The following is a 17,828-nucleotide window of genomic DNA, read 5'->3' on the forward strand; positions in this document are numbered from 1 at the left end:
TGAACACCGTGCGACCATCATTGAGTAGCTACGAGCATCTGGCCGGCGGCAAGGTCCGCGATCTGTACACCATCGACGACGCGCATCTGCTGCTCGTCGCGAGCGACCGCATCTCGGCGTACGATCATATCCTCGACACCCCGATCCCGGACAAGGGACGGGTGTTGACGGCGATGAGCGTCTTCTTCTTCGAGGAGCTCGGCGGCGTGAACCACCTGGCCGGTGATCCGCTCGACGAGCGCATTCCCGCCGAACTGCTCGGCCGCGCCCTGGTGGTGAAGAAGCTGAACATGGTGCCGATCGAATGTGTCGCTCGCGGCTACCTCACCGGCTCCGGTCTGGCCGATTACAACGCCACCGGAGCCGTCTGCGGAGTCGAACTGCCGCCCGGCCTGATCGAATCCAGCAAGCTCGACGAGGTGATCTTCACGCCCGCCGCCAAAGCTGCACTCGGCGATCACGACGAGAACATCACCTTCGACCAGGCCGTCGAGCAGGTCGGTGCCGAACTTGCCTTCAAGTTGCGCGAGGACACCATCGAGATCTACTCGCGCGCAGCAAATTTCGCTCTGGAACGTGGAATCATTCTCGCGGACACCAAGTTCGAGTTCGGTACCGACGCCGACGGTAATCTCGTGCTCGCCGACGAGGTGCTCACTCCCGATTCGTCCCGGTACTGGCCTGCCGATACGTACCAGGAAGGCCGCATCCAGCCGAGCTTCGACAAGCAGTTCGTCCGCGACTGGTTGACCGGTGAATCCGGTTGGGACCGCACATCCGACACCCCGCCACCACCGTTGCCGGACGACATCGTCGCCGCGACACGCAGCCGCTACATCGAGGCCTACGAGCGCATCTCGGGTCTGAACTTCGACGATTGGGTCACGCCATGACGATCACCCCTCCCATTGCCAAGAAGGTGCCGCTCGAGCGCACCCACCATGGCGATACGTTCATCGACAACTACGAGTGGTTGCGCGCCAAGGAAGATCCCGAGGTGATTGCGTACCTCGAAGCCGAGAACGCCTACACCGAGCAGCAGACGGCCGGTCTGGAGTCACTCCGCGGCAAGATCTTCGACGAGATCAAATCCCGAACCCAGGAGACCGACCTGTCCGTGCCGACGCGCATGGGCCAGTGGTGGTACTACTCGCGCACCGTCGAGGGAAAGTCGTACGGCCTCCAATGCCGTTGTCCCGTCGACTCTCCCGACGACTGGACACCGCCGACGCTGTCCTCCGATGTGGACGTTCCGGGTGAGCAGGTCCTGCTCGACGCCAACGTCGAGGCGGAGGGTCACGACTTCTTCTCCCTCGGTGCGTTCTCGATCAGCCTCGACGGCACGCTGCTGGCGTACTCGACCGACACCGAGGGCGACGAGCGGTACACGCTGCGTTTCAAGAACCTCGAGACCGGAGAGCTGCTGGCCGACACCATCGAGAACGTCGCGCCGGGAGCCACCTGGACCGCCGACGCCACGCACGTGTTCTACCTGACGGTCGACGAATCCTGGCGTCCCGACACCGTCTGGCGACACACCCTCGGTAAGCCCGAGGACGTCAAGGTTTTCCACGAGCCCGACGAAAGCTACTGGGTCGGTTTCGGTTCCACCCGTAGCGAGAAGTACCTGATGATCTGGGTCGGTTCCAAGATCACTTCCGAGTGCCTCGTCTTGGAATCCACCGATCCCGAGGGCGAGTTTCGCGTCGTACTCCCGCGCACGGACGGCATCGAGTACAGCATCGAACACGCCGTCGTGGCGGGTGAGGATCGCTTCCTGATCACCCACAACGGATCGGTCAACGGCTGGGGCACCGAGGGGGAGAAGGCCGAGAACTTCCTGCTCGCCGAGGCCCCGGTCTCGGACCCGCTCGATCAGCGCACTCTGGTTCCGCATCAGGGCGACGTCCGAGTCGAGGACATCGACGCCTTCGCCGGCCACCTGATCTTCACCTACCGGCGAGAAGCGTTGACCCGCATGGCGATCTGGCCGCTGACCGATGAGGGATACGGCGAATACCGCGAGCTCGAGTTCGACGAGGAGCTCTATTCGGTAGGCGCCGGCTCGAACCCCGAGTGGGATCAGCCGCTGCTGCGGATGGTCTACACCTCGTTCATCACCCCCGGTCAGGTCTACGACCTCGACATCGCCAGTGGCGAACTGCTGCTCCGCAAATCGCAGCCGGTTCTCGGTAAGTTCGATGCCGGTGACTACGTGCAGCACAGAGATTGGGCCACCGCGCCGGACGGAACGCAGATTCCGCTGTCGGTCATCGCTCGCAAGGACGTCCCTGAGGGCCCGGCTCCCACGTTGCTGTACGGCTACGGATCGTACGAGGCGTCGATGGACCCGTCGTTCTCGGTCGCGAGGTTGTCTCTGCTCGACCGCGGAATAGTATTCGTCGTCGCACACGTGCGCGGCGGCGGCGAGATGGGTCGCCACTGGTACGACCAGGGCAAGACGCTGCAGAAGAAGAACACGTTCACCGACTTCATTGCTGCCGCACAGCATCTCATCGACACCGGACGTACCTCACCGAGGCATCTGGTCGCCGACGGCGGTAGCGCAGGCGGTCTGCTGATGGGTGCGGTGGCCAACTCGGCACCCGAGCTGTTCAGCGGCATCCTCGCCAACGTTCCGTTCGTGGATCCGCTCACCTCCATCCTCGACCCGTCGCTGCCGCTGACGGTCATCGAATGGGACGAGTGGGGAAACCCGTTGGCGGACAAAGAGGTGTACGAATACATGAAGTCGTACAGTCCCTACGAGAACGTCGAGGCCAAGGACTACCCGTCGATCCTGGCGATCACGTCCATCAACGACACTCGTGTCCTCTACGTCGAACCCGCCAAATGGGTTGCTGCCCTTCGTGCTACGAAGACCGGTGACTCGGACCTGCTCCTCAAGACCGAAATGAGCGCCGGACACGGCGGCGTGAGCGGCCGCTACGAGAAATGGAAGGAAGCGGCCTTCGAGTACGCGTGGATCGTGAGTGCGGCTGGCACCGCAGTGGAGTGATCAGGTGCCCTCTGCGGCACTTATCCGCGCCACTGGCGCGTCAGCGCCACACATAGCGGACCTGCGGTCGCCCGGCCTTACCGTATTCGGTGTGTCGGGTGACCAGGCCGTCGTCGGCCAGTCGTTCGAGGTAGCGCCATGCCGTCACTCGGGAGACTCCGACGACCTTCGCGGCCTCGGATGCGTTGAGTCCGTCGGCCGATTCCTTGACGGAGGCGGTGATGCCGTCCATCGTCTGCGGGGCAATGCCTTTGGGGGTGGAGACGCGTTCGTCGGCTGTCCGCAGATGCGCCATGGCGCGGTCGATGTCTCGCTGACTGGACGCGTTCTCGCCGGCCGGTAATGCATCGTGGAATTCGCGGTAGCGCTCTAGCTTGTCGCGGAACGCCGCGAACGTGAACGGCTTGAGCAGATACAGCACGATGCCGTGGGCCACCGCCGAACGCACCACCGACAGATCCCGCTCGGAGGTGATGGCGATGACGTCGGGGCTCGGGCGCAGACCGCCGAGGGCGGCGGCGACGTCGATGCCACTCGCGTCGGGCAGCCCGATGTCGAGCAACACCAGATCGACGGACTCGGTACTGGCGAATCTCATGGCAGCGGCACCAGTGTGTGCGACGCCGGCAACCTCGAAGCCTGGGGTGCGCTCGACGTACGTCTTGTGCGCCTCGGCGATCAGCGGTTCGTCGTCGACGATCAGTACCTTGATCACGACGGAGATCCAGGAATGGTGGCGATCATGACAGAGCCGTACGTCACCTCGGATGTCAAGGTGCCGCGATGGCGACCGATCACCTGAGTCACCAGGGCCAAGCCCAGCCCGCGCGACCCGGACTTGGTCGAGTAGCCGCGCCGCAGAGCCGCTTTCAACGTCTCCGGTGGCATTCCGGGGCCGCTGTCCGCCACGCGGACGACGAGTTCGCCGTCGGCATCACGGACGGTCACTTCGACCCACGGCTGATCGGATTCTTTCGAGGCATCGATGGCATTGTCTATCAGATTGCCTACCAGCGTGACCAATTCACGCGCACTCAGAACCCCTTCGTGCTCCATCGCCGTGTCGTCGGTGATCGTCAGCTCGACGCTCTGCTCGGCGGCCTGGCTGACCTTGCCCAGCAGCAAAGCCGCGAGTGCTGGTTCGCCGACGGCGTTCATCAGTCGGTCGATGAGAGTTTGCGAGAGCTCGAGATCGGCAGTCGCGAACTCCACGGCTTCCTCGGGTCGACCGAGTTCGACCATCGTGATGACCGTGTGCAGCCTGTTGGCCGACTCGTGCGCCTGCGAGCGCAGCGACTCCGCGAAGCTACGCACCGAGTCGAGTTCGCCCATCAACGACCGTAATTCGGTCTGATCGCGAATCGTCAGCACCCTGCCCAGGCGCTTGCCCTCCCACATCACCGGGTCCTGATTGACGACCAGCACCCGATCCTGCGTCAGATGCAGTTCACCGCGCACGATGCCGGTGTCCATCTGCTGCATCGACTCCGGCAACGAAGTGAACGCCACCGGGCCCTCCGGCAGGTCGAGGAGGCGTCGAGCCTCGTCGTTGACCAACTCCGCGTCGTCGCCGCGGCCGAATACCAACAGCCCTTCACCGATGGAGTGCAGGACGGCGTCGTGGTGCTCGTACATGGTGCGCAGCTCCGCCGGAGCCATCCCCAATGTCTGACGCCGGAGCCGTCGGCTGAGCAACGTCGAACCCGCTGCCGCGACGACGAAGGCGGCGAGCACGACGGCCAGTATCAACGGCAGGCCCTGCAGAAATTGGTCACTGATCTTGGCGCGAGTGACTCCGGCCGAGACGAGTCCGACAATGTCGCCGGACGAGTCGGTGACCGGGGTGACGGACCGGATCGACGGGCCGAGTGAGCCGACGTACGTCTCGGTGAACGTTTCGCCCTGCAGTGCGCGGTCGATGTTGCCGCTGAAGGGCTTGCCGATCAGGTCGACGGTGGTGTGGGTGAAACGAGTGCGATCCGGAGCCATGACGACGATGAAGTCGACGCCGGTGACCTGCCTGATCTTCTCGGTCTCCGGTTGCAGACGCGAGGTCGGATCGTCGGACTCGATGGCCAGCGGCGTCGACGGTTCGTTGGCGATGCTGACCGCGATTGCCGTCACCTCGCGTCGGGTCGCGTCGTCGCTGTTGGAACGTTCGTTGAGCACCGTCAGGATGCCGCCGGCGAACACGACGACGGCCATGACTACGAGCTGCAGCACCAGCACCTGGCCGGCGACGCTCAGCGGCCGCTTCGAGGACACCACTTTCCTTTCGCGCAAGAAACATCGATGTGAACAGAATGAACGTATAGGTGACTCCAGTCACTGCGTACAGCAGCATCATCTCTCAGCAGGGGTGATGCACCTCACTCCACTCCCAGTAGTTACGAAGTCAGCAGTTCGACTCGCGCTTCACTTGAACCAGAAGGAACATTCATGACAACCATTGATGCGGAGCGGAACGACAACCCGCCCACCGAGCCCAAGAAGAAGCGCGACAGGACTCACTGGCTCTATATTGCCGTGATCATCGCCGTGATCGCCGGTGTCATCGTCGGACTGGTGGCCAAGGATTTCGCCTCGGACCTGTCCATCCTCGGCACGCTCTTCGTCAGCTTGATCAAGATGATGATCAGCCCGGTCATCTTCTGCACGATCGTGCTCGGCATCGGATCGGTTCGCGCCGCAGCCAGCGTGGGCCGAGTCGGCGGCCTGGCGCTCGCCTACTTCATCGGTATGTCGACTATCGCCCTCGGTATCGGCATGGTCGTCGGCAATCTCATCAAGCCCGGTGACGGCCTGAACATCTCGCCCAACGACGCCGGCCTCAAGCTCGCCGACACCGCTCACGAAGCGGGCGGCACGATGGACTTCATCGCAGGCATCATCCCGACGTCACTGCTCTCGTCGCTCACCGCCGGTTCGGTACTGCAGACGCTGTTCGTCGCCATCCTGGTCGGCTTCGCGCTGCAGGCCATGGGCAAGCAGGGCGAAGGCATCCTCAAGGGCATCGGCGCAGTACAGAAGCTCGTCTTCCGCATCCTGACGATGATCCTGTGGCTCGCCCCGATCGGTGCTTTCGGCGCCATCGCCGGTGTTGTCGGCAAGACCGGCTTCGACGCCGTCATCCAGCTCGGCACCCTGATGCTCGCCTTCTACATCACCTGCTTCATCTTCGTGTTCTTCTTCCTCGGCCTGATCCTGAAGTTCGTCTCCGGCTTCTCGATCTTCAAGCTGGTCAAGTACCTGGCCCGTGAGTACCTGCTCATCGTCGCCACCAGCTCGTCCGAGTCGGCCCTGCCGCGTCTGATCGCCAAGATGGAGCACGTCGGAGTCGAGCGCACCACCGTCGGCATCGTCGTCCCCACCGGCTACTCGTTCAACCTCGACGGCACCGCGATCTACCTGACGATGGCCTCGATCTTCATTGCCGACGCCATGAACATGCCGCTCTCGATCGGCGAGCAGTTCTCGCTACTGCTGTTCATGATCATCGCTTCCAAGGGTGCAGCCGGAGTCTCCGGAGCCGGTCTCGCCACCCTGGCCGGCGGTCTGTCCAGCCACCGCCCCGAGCTGCTCGACGGCGTGCAGCTCATCGTCGGAATCGACCGGTTCATGTCCGAAGCCCGCGCCGTTACCAACTTCTCGGGTAACGCCGTTGCCACCCTGCTGGTCGGCGTCTGGACCAAGACGATCGACAAGGATCGGGTCAACACCGTGCTCGACGGCAACCTGCCGTTCGACGAGGAGACCATGGTCGACGACCACCTCCCCGAGGACGAGCGGCCCGCCGACAAGCAGGTCATCATCGAAAAGAACGCCGCCAAGGCGTAAGACCTGCCGGGCGACGCGCATCCCCCCGTCGCCCGGTTCGGAAGAATGCAAGTACGACCCCGCCACCAGCGGGGTCGTACTTGCTTTTGTACGTCGGTTCCATTCTGTCGGTACTCACAGGTAAGTTCGGGTGATGACTGAAGTTCAGAACATCGGCATCAACACGCTGGGTGGTGCGCCCACCTCGCTCGACGAGTACGCCGGAAGGGCCGTTCTCGTGGTCAATGTCGCCTCCAAGTGTGGACTGACCCCGCAGTACGAAAAGCTCGAGAAGCTCGCCAACGAATACTCGGCCCGCGGCCTCTCGGTCGTCGGAGTGCCCTGCAACCAGTTCGGTGGCCAGGAACCCGGCACCGCCGAAGAAATCGAAACCTTCTGCTCCACCACGTACGGCGTCACGTTCGCAATGACCGAGAAGGTCGACGTCAACGGTGACAACCAGCACCCGTTGTATGCCGAACTGACCAAGACCGAGGACGCCGAAGGCAAGGCCGGAGACGTTCAGTGGAACTTCGAGAAGTTCCTGATCTCGCCCGAGGGCGTCGTCACCGATCGCTTCCGTCCGCGCACCGAGCCGGACTCTCCTGAGGTGCTCGCCGCGATCGACAAGATCCTGCCGAAGGAAACGATCGCCGTTTAGCTTCTGTCTGCATCGACTTCGAGCCTCGTTCACGCTGGTGTGCGAGGCTCGAGTCATGTCTGGACGCCTGATCGTGTCGGTGAGCGGAATCAAGAACGACACCTACGAGCACGCCGCCGAGTTCGCGCGCATCCTCGATGAGCGAGGCGTTCCACTGTCATTGCTCGTCGCACCGCGGCTGAAGGACAAGTACCGCCTGGCCGCGGACGTGCCCACCCAGGAATGGTTGCGGGCCCGACGCGACGGCGGTGACGCGATCGTTCTGCACGGCTACGACCAGGCCGCGACGAAGCGTCGACGCTCCGAGTTCTCCGCACTGCCGCGTCACGAAGCTCGACTGCGCCTGATGGCCGCCGACCGCGTGATGGAACAGACCGGACTGCGCACCCGAGTGTTCGCCGCTCCGCGCTGGATCGCCTCACCCGGTGCCGTCGAAGCGCTGCCCGATGCAGGATTCCGAATGCTCGCCGCGCTGAACGGAATTCACGACCTCGACCGCGACGGCGTCGTCCGCGCCCGAGTCTGGGGAATCGGCGAAGGCTTCAAAGCCGAACCCTGGTGGTTCAAAGCTCTGGTACTCGGGGCCGGCCGCACCGCGCGCCGCGAGGGAGTGGTGCGCCTGGCCATCAGTGCCAAACAACTCGGTCGACCGGGACCGCGCGCAGCCATCCTCGATGCCATCGACCTCTCCCTGCACCACGGAGCGGAGGCCGGCATCTACGAATGGATCCCGCGAACCAAAGCCCGCGTGGCGTAACTCTTCGCTGCCTGACCTCCACCCCGGCCCCGCGTCAGTGGACCATTGCACTCCCCAGACGTATGCAAAGTGCCATTCACGCACACCTCGTAGGTGTGTGAATGTTCCATTCCAACGCTCAGACGTATGCAGTGGTCCATTGACGCGAACGGGGCGGGTGCGGTCGTAGACTCGCAACAATGAGTGCCTCGACTGTGACCCTGGATGACATCGTTGCCGCACATCGACAAATGCGTGAACGCAATCCGCTGGTGCAGTGCCTGACCAACACCGTCTCGGTTCAGTTCGTGGCGAATGCACTGTTGGCCGCGGGGGCCGCTCCGGCAATGGTGGACAACCCCGAGGAAGCGGCCGGCTTCGCCGGGATCGCCGACGCGGTGTTGGTCAATCTCGGAACTCCGACGGCAGCGCAGGTGGAGAGTTCTCGGCTCGCATCGGCTGCCGCGAGGGACGCGGGTAAGCCATGGGTTCTCGACCCGGTAGGGGCGGGCGGCTTGCCATGGCGTACCCAGGTGGCAGTCGAGCTACTTGCCAACCAACCCAGTGTCATTCGCGCCAATGCGTCCGAGGTCATGGGTCTGGCAGGCGCTCGAGGTGCATCGCGAGGGGTGGATTCGTCTGCGCGAGCGGCAGATTCGGTCGATGCGGCGCGATCGCTGCTGGATCGGGCCGAGATTGTGGCGGCATCGGGGGACGTCGACCACGTCGTCGGACAAGGGTCCTTGGTGAAGCTCGGCGGCGGAAGCGCACTGCTGCAACGGGTTACGGCTACCGGGTGTGCGTTGGGTGCGTTGACGGCCGCGTACTGCTCCGTGGCTCCGAATGCGCTGATCGGAGCCGTCGCGGCGCACGCGCATGTCGCCGTCGGGTCGGAGATCGCGGCGCAGTCGACCTCGCGGCCGGGATCCTTCGCAGTCGCGTTCCTCGACGGACTCGACACGGTGGACGAGTCGCTACTGCGCGAGCTGGTTCGACTCGACACTGCCTGACGCCTGCAACTGTTGCTCCACTCTGCGGCATCACCTGCGGGACTGCGCCACGAGAGACGGCACAGTGGAGCAAAAATTGCCGGTGCTGGGGTAAGTAACGGTCCCTTGACCGAAATGTGATGTAACGGAACATGTTTGCGGGCGGACATACCTGGCGTCGGACAAATAAAACCAGGTGGTCTCATGAAGCGAATTCTCCTCGTCACCATCACCGCGCTCACCCTCGTCGCGTGCGGAAACTCGGACGAACCGGGCGCAGCGCCGGCCACTACTGCTCCCCCTGCTGCGCCCACCTCGAGCGCTCAGCCCCCGGCTGCCCAGCCACAGGCCCAGCCGGATCCGAGCCAGGCGACCGTCGACGCAGGGGGCGCAGAGCCGAACGGTCCGATCGACTCGAACTCCGAAGAGCTACCGGAGAACAACTCCCTGCCCGATGTCGAGCAGCATGCGCCGGGCTCGGAGTACCCCATCTGCCTGGGGCTGGACTCCACGAGGGTAGTGGATGCAGTCGCCTCGTTGCCGGAGTACTTCCCGGGCGAGCCGTGGATCGCCACGAAGATCGGCGACCTCTGCGCGCCGTTCACCTGGGTGCGAGCCGACACCGGTGGAACTGTGTCGTCCCCGACCCATCTCCTCTACTTCGCGGGCTACAACTACGACTACCTCGGCACAGCGACACTCGAGCCCACCGCGTTCACCTCGGTGGTGGGCCAGACCGCCGACACCGTGACCGTCGAGTACCGCTGGCCGCTCGTCAACGACGCCAACGCCGATCCCACCGGCGGACCGGTGACGATCGACTACCATTGGGACGGAACGCAAGTGACCATGATCGGCACCCTCCCGCCCGAGGTGACCGGCTAGCCTCGTCGACGTCGCCGACGACATTGATTCGGGCGGGAGTCGGCCGAATCTAGGGTGCGCCCCAGAACGCGTCCTCCGCTTCGCCGTCCGCGGAGAACAGGTGTATCGCAACGATCTTTCCGTCGACAACGGTGAGTAGATCGACGCCGGACATATCCATCGATGCGTCGTCTCGGCGACCGGCGAATCGAACCGGAACGGCAACCTGGTCACCGTTGACCATCATGGTTCCGTCCACCGTGAGACCGAAGGTTCCTTCGCTGGCGGTCATCATGCCGCCCAGGAGGCGGCCGACGCCGTCGACGCCTCGATGCGTCCCGGAGAACTGATTGCGGCCCGGTTGGTGCCACGTCACGTCGGTACCGAGCATGCCCATCAATGTCGGTACGTCACCGCGTCCGAGCGCATCGAAGTAATCGGTGGCAACGTTCAGTGGGGTGGGGTTCGTCATCTTCGGTCATCTCCTGTGCCGGGAACATCAACGTGGCGACAGTGGCACCCGATAACCTGTTACCTCAACGTAACTGTCGCTGAGCTGGGGGAACTATGACTTCACCGGTATGGAACGTCATGATCGAATCGTGCCCGTCGCGGAAGTCTTTGGCGCGAATCGCGAACAAGTGGACGGCCATGATCGTGATTGCCTTGGGAGACGAGCGTTTACGCTTCGGCAAGCTGCAGTCGGAAGTGGGCGGCATCAGCGGCAAGGTCCTGTCCGAGACCCTTCGCGACCTGGAGCGTGACGGAATCGTCGCCAGGCATGTCCACGACGAGATACCGCCACGTGTGGAATACGAGCTCACCGAACTGGGTCGCACCCTCCGAGACCCTCTGACCGCACTACGAGTGTGGGCCGAAGCGCATGTGCACGAAGTCGACCGTGCGCGAGAGGCATACGACGCCCGGCAGGTGCCGACCCTCCACACGGCACGCTAGATCGAGACGGACGATTCCTCGGGAAGTTCACGGATTTCGGCGTCGGACATCTCTTTGAAGCGGCCGTAGTAAACGCCTCTGGCCTGTTCCGCGACGATCGCCTGATGAATGGGGAACGCCATCTTCGGAGCCACCGCGCGTAGGAATTCGACGGTCTCGGAGAGCTTCGACCACGGTGCGGCCGCGGGGAGCGCGAGTACTTCGACCTGCTGCTCGGGGACGAAGAGCGAGTCGCCCGGATGGAACAGCTGGCCCGGGTTCTCCGGGGTGCCGAGCAGGTAGCCGGTGTTGTCGATCTCCGGAAGTTCGGGATGGATGACGGCGTGGGTTCCGCCCACGCCGGTGACCGTAATGCCGCCGACCGTGAAGGCCTTGCCTGCGGGAGCCGCCGCCCACTGGCCGCCCAATTGGCCCGCGGTCATCGGATCGGCATGCAGTGCCGCTCGCGGATTTGCCTCGACCAGAGCGGGAAGTCGTTGCAGATCGACGTGATCCGGGTGTTGATGGGTGACGAGGATGGCATCGAGTCCGGTGATGCCCTCGAACCCGTGGGAGAACGTGCCGGGATCGAACAGCACGGTGGTGCCGTTGAGTTCGACGAGAACGCAGGAATGTCCGAAGTGTGTCAGCCGCATGCACTCCACAGTAAGCGCGGTTTCGCGCCTCCCGCCAGGGCTGCGTAGACTCCCACCTGCCGGTAACTGTCTTGCTGTACGTATTTCAAGGAGCGCTTTCGTGGCCCGAGTCGTTGTCGATGTCATGCCCAAGGCCGAGATTCTCGATCCGCAGGGTCAAGCGATCGCGGGCGCGCTGGGCCGTCTTGGTATCTCCGGTGTATCCGACGTGCGACAGGGCAAGCGTTTCGAGCTCGAGGTCGACGACTCCGTCGACGACGCGGCACTCGAGAAGATTGCGGAATCGCTGCTCGCCAACACGGTGATCGAGGACTGGAAAGTGACTCGCATCTCATGAGCGCCCGCATCGGAGTCATCACCTTCCCAGGGACCCTCGACGACGTCGACGCCTCCCGCGCAGTCACCCTTGCCGGCGGAGAAGCCGTCAGCCTGTGGCACGCCGATGCCGATCTGAAGAACGTCGACGCCATCGTCGTCCCCGGCGGATTCTCCTACGGCGACTACCTGCGGGCCGGCGCGATTGCCAGATTTGCCCCCGTGATGGAGTCCGTCGTGAAAGCAGCCGAGGGCGGTATGCCGGTTCTCGGTATCTGCAACGGCTTTCAGGTGCTCTGCGAGGTGGGTCTGCTCCCCGGCGCGTTGACCCGCAACGAGGGGCTGCACTTCGTCTGCCGCGATCAGTGGCTGGCAGTGGAGAACACAGACACCGCGTGGTCGTCGCGATACGAGCCCGGTGCCGAGATCCTGATCCCGGTCAAGAACGCCGAGGGTCGGTTCCAGGCACCGCAGAACGTGCTCGATGAGCTCGAGGGCGAGGGTCGCGTCGTGTTCCGCTACAGCGGCACCAACCCGAACGGATCGCAGCGGGGAATCGCCGGAATCTCCTCGGCCAACGGTCGAGTCGTCGGCCTGATGCCACACCCAGAGCATGCGACCGAGCCGCTCACCGGTCCGAGCGACGACGGCTTGGGCATCTTCTATTCGGCACTGGACACGATCGTCAACGCCTGACCCGAACCTGTCGGTGGTCGCGGTTACTGTGCCCCCATGACACTGACGTTGGGGATGATCACGTTCGACACCACCGATCCGGCACCGCTCGCACGCTGGTGGGCGACGCAGGCAGACGGAACGATTGTGGAGGAGAACGACGGCTGGTTCTACGTCGTCGAACTCGCTGCTGCGCCGTACCGAATGGCCTTCCAAAAGATCGACGACCCGACGCCCGGCAAGAATCGCATCCACCTCGACATGACGACGGAAAACCTCGACGCGGAGGTTGCGCGCCTGGTCGAGGCGGGTGCAAGTGAAGTTGCGCGACACACCATGGGCGACTTTCGCTGGGTCACCCTGACCGATCCCGACGGCAACTCGTTCTGCGTGTCCGGTTCGCACTGAGCATCGGATGCCTGCCCAAGCGTGGGTAACTCTCGTGGTGGGCGTCCTCGCCGTCGTCGGAGTAGCGCTCACTGTCCGCCAGCGCACCGTCGCCGACAAACGCGCTCAGGCTTGGCTTCACTTGTCCGTTGGACACGTGTCCGGAGCTCTTCTGCGAGGTGCTCCAGCTTCTGTCGACTTCGCAATGCACTCCGGCGCTTCAATGCGAACAGGCTAAGAGGAGTGGACCGCAGGAACGGCGGCAGTTCCTTCCCCGATGACGCGTGCATCTGTACGGTTTCTCGTTGCCACATCCAGAAGCGGAGTGGAACATGAACGTTATGCCTGTCTCTGAACTTCTTCGTCTCGGCACCGCGCGCCCGATCGTTCGTTGGGGCACGTCGGTGCTTCACGCCCCAGCTCGACCAGTCACCGATTTCGGCAGTGATCTCCAAGAACTGTTGGCCGACATGTTCGCCACCAACACAGCCGCTGACGGTGCGGGTCTAGCCGCACAGCAAGTCGGCGTTGATCTGGCGGTATTCATCTACGACTGCAGCGACGAGACCGGGCGACCGCGCACCGGCGTGGTCTGCAACCCGGTCGTCGAACTGCCGGAAGGAAATGATCGGCGACTCATCGATTTTGGGGAAGGGTGCCTGTCACTACCCGGCGCATACACCGATCTCGCACGACCCGAGTTCTCAACCTGCCGCGGCCAGGACCAGTACGGCGACCCGCTCGAACTTACCGCCGGCGGCACGCTCGGACGCTGTTTTCAACACGAGACCGACCACATCAACGGGATGGTGTTCGGCGATCGACTGTCAACGCGTAAGCGCAAGCAGCTCTACCTCGACCATGAGGTGGTCTCCGACCGCTACGGAACAGAGTGGCCAGCAAAGTAAGTCCGTCAGTTCCGCAACCTCAGTGCTCGATTTCGCTGTGCTGCAGATAATCTGCGCCTCCGACGTAGAACGTTTGCCCAGATTCGATGGCCGTGGTCGATGCTTGAACGACGACCTGAGCGAACTCCTCGATGGTCGGTAGGACACCGTGGTCGCGGCGTACAGCCACTGCGTCGGGGTCTCGCCGTTCGAGCAGGCGCACGATGATGGTCCCGTCGATCATGTCTCCGGACACGACGGCGAGGTCGATCTGCTGTCGTTGTAGTTCGGGAATGAGGGCTCGAAGACCGTCTTCGCCCGCCCGCTTGCTGAGAGCAATCGGCTCGTAGTCTTCGGGCACAGGTTTCTGGCCGACGAAATGAGCTTGGTGGCTGGTGACGAACACGATTCGGCTGGTACGTCGCATCAGGGGCTGTGCAAGTTTCGTCAGTCTCAGCTGTGCGTCGCGGTTCAACTGCATCGCATAGTCCGGTCCTGCGCCCAACTCCAACCCGCCGGAAGCGTTGAGGACTACCAAATCGAGGTGTCCAAATCGATCTGCGAGCAACGCGACCATGGCCTCGACGCTCTTCGCGTCGGCGAGGTCTGCCTGAAGAGCTAGAGCTTTGCTTCCGGCAGACTCGATCTCGCTGACCACCTTCTCCGCTCGAGCCCGCTTTTCGCGGTAGTTGACAACGACGAGGTAGCCAGCAGATGCGAGCTGGAGGGCAACCTCAGCACCAATCCCGCGCGAAGCGCCAGTCACCAGAGCAATCCGTTCCACCGTGTCCACTGTCATCCCTGCCCGTCATTCGCCAGCGCTCATGCTTCTGATTCAGAAGTAACTATGATGGTTCGAAATGAGAAGCGCAAATGAGACACCACCTGATCGGGCGGGCAGCGACGAGGAAACAGCGGCCGCCCGTAGCGCAATGGATCTTCTGGGCCAGCGTTGGAGCCTGCGCATCGTGTGGGAACTCGAAGCCGGTCAGATGGGGTTCCTGGAGCTGCGTCGGCGCATGAACAACTGCTCATCGAGCATGCTGGCCGAGCGACTTCGGCAGCTGCAGGACGCGGGGGTTGTCGAGAAGAATGCGAAGCGTGCTTACGAACTCTCGTTCACCGGTATTCGGTTGAGTCAGGCGTTGGAACCGTTGTGGGACTGGTCCCGGGTCTGGGCTTCAGGCGAGCGGTTCGACCCATTCCCTCCTGGAGGTCCGCAGTGAGCTGCTCACCTCCACACGTCATGCCGCGGTCGTGCAACATCGCCGCCTCGTTCATGGGCAGCTGGGCATTCGGTGCCTTTCCCTAGCGCGGAGTAGCAGAGGTTGCTGCGTAGAAGCTGTGTCGGCTCTTGTTGTCGAGCTGACTCTTGCGCAGGAGCGCAATAATTCAGTGCATCTGCGCTCGAATCGAGGCCGGGAGAATTTCGCGGACGCGACTGTCCAACAGTGAACCTGGCAACGGATCACGTGGTGCCTCGAACGCACCACCAGCGCCGACCCCGCCGAAGCCGAACTCGGATGGGACATCTACGCCACCGTCACCGACTCACCGCTCATCACCACCACCGAACAAGACGTCCTCGTCGCCGTCGCCGACCGATCCGCCCGACGTGCACTGGCGGAACCCGACGAAACCGAGGACACTGACAACCAGAACGAGCAGGAGGACCCACGATGACCACCGCAGAAGCCCGCAAGACCTGGACCCCGAACGAACGGCGCAGTGTCGCTGCCGCAGCAGCCCGCGCCTCGATCGCACTCCGTGAACGCAGCGGCCGCGAGGTACCCCAGTGGATCCGCGACGCCGCCGAAGGGCGCCCCACCACCCCACCGGCCGAGCAGCCCTGACACCGGCCACAGCCGCAGACCGACAAGGCCCGCACCCCGACACAGGTTGCGGGCCTTCTCTATTGCCTCACTGACTAAAAGCGCTGCGAGCAGGGCCGGGCCACCCTGCGGGCGTCCACCGGATCGAACTCCGCTGCGCTCCGTCCTGTGGAAAGAATTCTTGTTTTCCTTTACTCGACGACGGGACACCGAAAACGGAAATCGCGTTAGTTCTCGGAATCGGTCGAGCCACCCTCTACCGTCACCTCAGTCCAATGGCCGGCTAATGCGATTCGCGCGTATCACTGCGGTTGCCCGGTAACAGTTCCCGTTGACGAGACACTTCAACCGGGTACACCAGAAGCGGTGCCAGGATGCTTGCGATCCGGTTCAGCTCAGCCTCCGACACCAAAGCCGACAGCTCGGAGTGTTGCAGACGCTGCGTGAGCTCGGTCGTCGTCGGGGTCGCCCCCAATCGAAGAGTGTCTACTTCTGGCCCGATTGCTTCGGTGGCCGAATTGCTTGCCGACGTTGACTTATCTCTGCGACTCTCGTGCTCCGTGGTGTCGGCGTCGGCTCGTGTTTTTCGCGATACTTCTTCAGCTGTGTCGGCGTCGGCTCGTGTTTTTCGTAAAACTTCTTCAGCGGTATTCGCCTCTGCCCGTGCATCCCGCATCGCGAAATAAGCATCCCGTTCACTGCGTCGCGCCAGCGTTAGCATCAACGAGAAGACACGGACTCCATCCTCGGCACTTTCGCGCGCGCGCTTCACGACGATTGCCGCAGGGCCCGCAACCGCAGCAGCCCCCGCCGCGAACGCGGGGGCGGCATCCCAGAGCTGATGGAACCATAAACTTCCATACTGAATGCGCTGCAGGACAATTGGACCAAAATCGTCGCCCGCCGTTGCAGTCAGGACGCTGGTCCCGCGACCCCTATCGTCATCACGCAGTAAACGGCGTCCGAGCTCCGCGCCAACCCGTTGTGACATCTCGGCGACCACAGCGATCGCATCCGACAAACGCGCCAACTCGCCGGCGTCCATGCCTCCGGGGAGGTCAGGAATCGCGATTCGCACCGTCCCCGGATCCGGGACGTCGGAGCCGCCGACTTTAGACGGGTGACGACCGATCAAAAAATCACCGACGTGCAAACCCTGAGTGTTACGCGTCGAGCCAGACACAGACAGGTCGCCAAGTCGAGTGCCGTTCAGCTTTGCGCCGGTGAGGTTTGCGCCGGCGACATTCGCGCGGGTGAGGTTCGCGCGGGTGAGGTTCGCGCGGGTGAGGTTCGCGTTGATGAGATCCGCGCCGATCAGGTTCGCGTTGGTGAGGTTCGCGTTGGTGAGGTTCGCGTTGGTGAGATCCGCGCCGGCGAGGTTCGCATAGGTGAGATCCGCGCCAACCAGGTGCGCACGGTCAAGATCCGCGCTGAGGAGGTCCGCGTCGGTGAGATTCGCGTCCTCAAGGAAGGCGTGGGTGAGGTTCACGTTGTCGAGGAAGGCGTGGGTGAGGTTCGCGCCTCCGAGAGCCGCGCCAGCGAGGTCCGAGCCCGTGAGATACACGCCCACGAGGTCGGCGTCGGAGAGGTCCGCGCCACCGAGGTCCGAGTTAGTGAGGTCGATAATCTGTCCGGCTGGTCGGAGGGCGCGTTCGCTACGAAATTCCGACCACGTCCTCCCCCCAACCAATAGAGCTTCGAGAGCCTGCTCGTCCGCCATGATCACGAAGAGTATAGGAAGCAGATTGGATTCCCTTAGTGTCACTTCGGGGCTGGGGAATCGCGAAGCTTGAAGATGCAAAGAGCAGAAGCCAGGGCGCAATAGCACGACCCGGGCGGCGTCCCACCCGTTGCGGCATGGCCCGGGGCCACCTGCGGTGTCCACGAATCGAACTCCGCTGCGCTCCGTCCTGTGGAAAGAGCAATTCTTTCGCACATCTGGCTTTCTCCGAGCATGCGTCACCCTGGCCCGTCTTACCCACCCCTGACTCCGCGATGCTCCGGCCCTTCGGGCTCCAGAAACTTTTCAAAGCGCCTGCGGCTGAAAACTTTCCG

At 63.3% G+C, this 17,828-nt stretch carries 21 protein-coding genes; 15 read left to right on the forward strand and 6 right to left on the reverse strand.

Going from position 1 to position 17,828, the window contains the following annotated elements; translation table 11 throughout:
• Positions 1–8 precede the first annotated feature (8 nt).
• Positions 9–893: a phosphoribosylaminoimidazolesuccinocarboxamide synthase gene (locus QM797_RS08195; RefSeq protein WP_283274792.1), complete on the forward strand. Its 885-nt coding sequence runs from the start codon at positions 9–11 to the stop codon at positions 891–893.
• On the forward strand, positions 890–3,019 hold the full coding sequence (locus tag QM797_RS08200; RefSeq protein ID WP_283274793.1) for a S9 family peptidase: 2,130 nt from the start codon (positions 890–892) through the stop codon (positions 3,017–3,019). The genes QM797_RS08195 and QM797_RS08200 overlap by 4 nt, the downstream gene beginning before the upstream one ends.
• A 40-nt stretch (positions 3,020–3,059) precedes the next feature.
• Here QM797_RS08200 and QM797_RS08205 read toward each other — a convergent pair whose 3' ends face one another.
• A complete protein-coding gene (locus QM797_RS08205) occupies positions 3,060–3,734 on the reverse strand; it encodes a response regulator (RefSeq protein WP_032376361.1) in 675 nt (224 codons plus the stop codon).
• Complete coding sequence (locus tag QM797_RS08210) at positions 3,731–5,224, reverse strand: sensor histidine kinase (RefSeq protein WP_283275321.1); 1,494 nt, start codon at positions 5,222–5,224, stop codon at positions 3,731–3,733. Before QM797_RS08210 ends, QM797_RS08205 begins: the two co-directional genes overlap by 4 nt.
• 234 nt (positions 5,225–5,458) lie before the next feature.
• Here QM797_RS08210 and QM797_RS08215 point away from each other — a divergent pair, with 234 nt between their 5' ends.
• The 5 genes from QM797_RS08215 to QM797_RS08235 all read left to right on the forward strand — a co-directional run bounded on the left by QM797_RS08215 (position 5,459) and on the right by QM797_RS08235 (position 10,106).
• Positions 5,459–6,856: a cation:dicarboxylate symporter family transporter gene (locus QM797_RS08215; protein WP_283274795.1), complete on the forward strand. Its 1,398-nt coding sequence runs from the start codon at positions 5,459–5,461 to the stop codon at positions 6,854–6,856.
• A gap of 133 nt (positions 6,857–6,989) precedes the next feature.
• Positions 6,990–7,496: a glutathione peroxidase gene (locus tag QM797_RS08220; RefSeq protein ID WP_283274796.1), complete on the forward strand. Its 507-nt coding sequence runs from the start codon at positions 6,990–6,992 to the stop codon at positions 7,494–7,496.
• Positions 7,497–7,551: 55 nt separating this feature from the next.
• Positions 7,552–8,253 (forward strand): DUF2334 domain-containing protein, encoded by a 702-nt coding sequence (locus tag QM797_RS08225; RefSeq protein ID WP_283274798.1) that lies wholly within the window; start codon positions 7,552–7,554, stop codon positions 8,251–8,253.
• A gap of 179 nt (positions 8,254–8,432) precedes the next feature.
• Positions 8,433–9,242, forward strand: coding sequence for a hydroxyethylthiazole kinase (gene thiM, locus QM797_RS08230; protein WP_283274799.1), 810 nt, complete (start codon positions 8,433–8,435; stop codon positions 9,240–9,242).
• Positions 9,243–9,425: 183 nt separating this feature from the next.
• Positions 9,426–10,106, forward strand: a complete 681-nt coding sequence (locus QM797_RS08235) for an LppP/LprE family lipoprotein (protein WP_283274800.1) — start codon at positions 9,426–9,428, stop codon at positions 10,104–10,106.
• A 49-nt stretch (positions 10,107–10,155) separates the two neighbouring features.
• On the opposite strand, the gene QM797_RS08240 is transcribed toward QM797_RS08235, so the two are convergent.
• Positions 10,156–10,557: a nuclear transport factor 2 family protein gene (locus QM797_RS08240; protein ID WP_283274801.1), complete on the reverse strand. Its 402-nt coding sequence runs from the start codon at positions 10,555–10,557 to the stop codon at positions 10,156–10,158.
• A gap of 95 nt (positions 10,558–10,652) precedes the next feature.
• Between QM797_RS08240 and QM797_RS08245 the strand changes: the two genes are divergently transcribed.
• Positions 10,653–11,042: a winged helix-turn-helix transcriptional regulator gene (locus QM797_RS08245; RefSeq protein ID WP_283274802.1), complete on the forward strand. Its 390-nt coding sequence runs from the start codon at positions 10,653–10,655 to the stop codon at positions 11,040–11,042.
• Here the strand turns inward: QM797_RS08245 and QM797_RS08250 are convergent.
• Positions 11,039–11,677, reverse strand: a complete 639-nt coding sequence (locus QM797_RS08250; RefSeq protein ID WP_283274803.1) for an MBL fold metallo-hydrolase — start codon at positions 11,675–11,677, stop codon at positions 11,039–11,041. The two genes, QM797_RS08245 and QM797_RS08250, sit on opposite strands and share 4 nt — an antisense overlap.
• A 100-nt stretch (positions 11,678–11,777) precedes the next feature.
• Between QM797_RS08250 and purS the strand changes: the two genes are divergently transcribed.
• The 4 genes from purS to def all read left to right on the forward strand — a co-directional run bounded on the left by purS (position 11,778) and on the right by def (position 13,962).
• A complete protein-coding gene (gene purS / locus QM797_RS08255) occupies positions 11,778–12,014 on the forward strand; it encodes a phosphoribosylformylglycinamidine synthase subunit PurS (protein WP_283274805.1) in 237 nt (78 codons plus the stop codon).
• The gene (gene purQ / locus QM797_RS08260) at positions 12,011–12,688 is read left to right on the forward strand and encodes a phosphoribosylformylglycinamidine synthase subunit PurQ (protein ID WP_032376368.1); all 678 of its coding nucleotides are present in this window, start codon (positions 12,011–12,013) and stop codon (positions 12,686–12,688) included. The genes purS and purQ overlap by 4 nt, the downstream gene beginning before the upstream one ends.
• A 36-nt stretch (positions 12,689–12,724) precedes the next feature.
• Positions 12,725–13,075 (forward strand): VOC family protein, encoded by a 351-nt coding sequence (locus QM797_RS08265; protein WP_283274807.1) that lies wholly within the window; start codon positions 12,725–12,727, stop codon positions 13,073–13,075.
• Between the two features lie 320 nt (positions 13,076–13,395).
• Positions 13,396–13,962 carry a peptide deformylase gene (gene def, locus QM797_RS08270; protein ID WP_283275322.1) on the forward strand — a complete coding sequence of 189 codons (567 nt, stop codon included), beginning with the start codon at positions 13,396–13,398 and terminating at the stop codon, positions 13,960–13,962.
• Positions 13,963–13,981: 19 nt separating this feature from the next.
• On the opposite strand, the gene QM797_RS08275 is transcribed toward def, so the two are convergent.
• A complete protein-coding gene (locus QM797_RS08275; protein WP_283274808.1) occupies positions 13,982–14,740 on the reverse strand; it encodes an SDR family oxidoreductase in 759 nt (252 codons plus the stop codon).
• A 61-nt stretch (positions 14,741–14,801) separates the two neighbouring features.
• Between QM797_RS08275 and QM797_RS08280 the strand changes: the two genes are divergently transcribed.
• The 3 genes from QM797_RS08280 to QM797_RS08290 all read left to right on the forward strand — a co-directional run bounded on the left by QM797_RS08280 (position 14,802) and on the right by QM797_RS08290 (position 16,060).
• Positions 14,802–15,167, forward strand: a complete 366-nt coding sequence (locus QM797_RS08280) for a winged helix-turn-helix transcriptional regulator (protein WP_283274811.1) — start codon at positions 14,802–14,804, stop codon at positions 15,165–15,167.
• A 453-nt stretch (positions 15,168–15,620) separates the two neighbouring features.
• Positions 15,621–15,794 (forward strand): hypothetical protein, encoded by a 174-nt coding sequence (locus QM797_RS08285; RefSeq protein WP_155289420.1) that lies wholly within the window; start codon positions 15,621–15,623, stop codon positions 15,792–15,794.
• Positions 15,795–15,916: 122 nt separating this feature from the next.
• Positions 15,917–16,060 carry a helix-turn-helix domain-containing protein gene (locus QM797_RS08290; RefSeq protein ID WP_283275323.1) on the forward strand — a complete coding sequence of 48 codons (144 nt, stop codon included), beginning with the start codon at positions 15,917–15,919 and terminating at the stop codon, positions 16,058–16,060.
• Here the strand turns inward: QM797_RS08290 and QM797_RS08295 are convergent.
• Positions 16,057–17,493, reverse strand: a complete 1,437-nt coding sequence (locus QM797_RS08295; RefSeq protein ID WP_283274812.1) for a pentapeptide repeat-containing protein — start codon at positions 17,491–17,493, stop codon at positions 16,057–16,059. The genes QM797_RS08290 and QM797_RS08295 overlap by 4 nt on opposite strands.
• Positions 17,494–17,828: the final 335 nt, after the last annotated feature.

It is taken from the genome of Rhodococcus sp. IEGM 1381 (genome assembly GCF_030056795.1).
Lineage (GTDB): Bacteria > Actinomycetota > Actinomycetes > Mycobacteriales > Mycobacteriaceae > Rhodococcoides.

Bases quoted from the DNA above. Each gene is read 5' to 3' on its own strand.
- def (WP_283275322.1), top strand. From the start codon at position 13,396: ATGCCTGTCTCTGAACTTCTTCGTCTCGGCACCGCGCGCCCGATCGTT.
- QM797_RS08200 (WP_283274793.1), top strand. From the start codon at position 890: ATGACGATCACCCCTCCCATTGCCAAGAAGGTGCCGCTCGAGCGCACC.
- QM797_RS08265 (WP_283274807.1), top strand. From the start codon at position 12,725: ATGACACTGACGTTGGGGATGATCACGTTCGACACCACCGATCCGGCA.
- QM797_RS08210 (WP_283275321.1), bottom strand. From the start codon at position 5,224: ATGGCCGTCGTCGTGTTCGCCGGCGGCATCCTGACGGTGCTCAACGAA.
- purQ (WP_032376368.1), top strand. From the start codon at position 12,011: ATGAGCGCCCGCATCGGAGTCATCACCTTCCCAGGGACCCTCGACGAC.
- QM797_RS08235 (WP_283274800.1), top strand. From the start codon at position 9,426: ATGAAGCGAATTCTCCTCGTCACCATCACCGCGCTCACCCTCGTCGCG.
- thiM (WP_283274799.1), top strand. From the start codon at position 8,433: ATGAGTGCCTCGACTGTGACCCTGGATGACATCGTTGCCGCACATCGA.
- QM797_RS08250 (WP_283274803.1), bottom strand. From the start codon at position 11,677: ATGCGGCTGACACACTTCGGACATTCCTGCGTTCTCGTCGAACTCAAC.
- QM797_RS08240 (WP_283274801.1), bottom strand. From the start codon at position 10,557: ATGACGAACCCCACCCCACTGAACGTTGCCACCGATTACTTCGATGCG.
- QM797_RS08225 (WP_283274798.1), top strand. From the start codon at position 7,552: ATGTCTGGACGCCTGATCGTGTCGGTGAGCGGAATCAAGAACGACACC.
- QM797_RS08280 (WP_283274811.1), top strand. From the start codon at position 14,802: ATGAGAAGCGCAAATGAGACACCACCTGATCGGGCGGGCAGCGACGAG.
- QM797_RS08295 (WP_283274812.1), bottom strand. From the start codon at position 17,493: ATGGCGGACGAGCAGGCTCTCGAAGCTCTATTGGTTGGGGGGAGGACG.
- QM797_RS08245 (WP_283274802.1), top strand. From the start codon at position 10,653: ATGACTTCACCGGTATGGAACGTCATGATCGAATCGTGCCCGTCGCGG.
- QM797_RS08275 (WP_283274808.1), bottom strand. From the start codon at position 14,740: ATGACAGTGGACACGGTGGAACGGATTGCTCTGGTGACTGGCGCTTCG.
- QM797_RS08215 (WP_283274795.1), top strand. From the start codon at position 5,459: ATGACAACCATTGATGCGGAGCGGAACGACAACCCGCCCACCGAGCCC.
- QM797_RS08285 (WP_155289420.1), top strand. From the start codon at position 15,621: ATGACCACCGCAGAAGCCCGCAAGACCTGGACCCCGAACGAACGGCGC.
- QM797_RS08220 (WP_283274796.1), top strand. From the start codon at position 6,990: ATGACTGAAGTTCAGAACATCGGCATCAACACGCTGGGTGGTGCGCCC.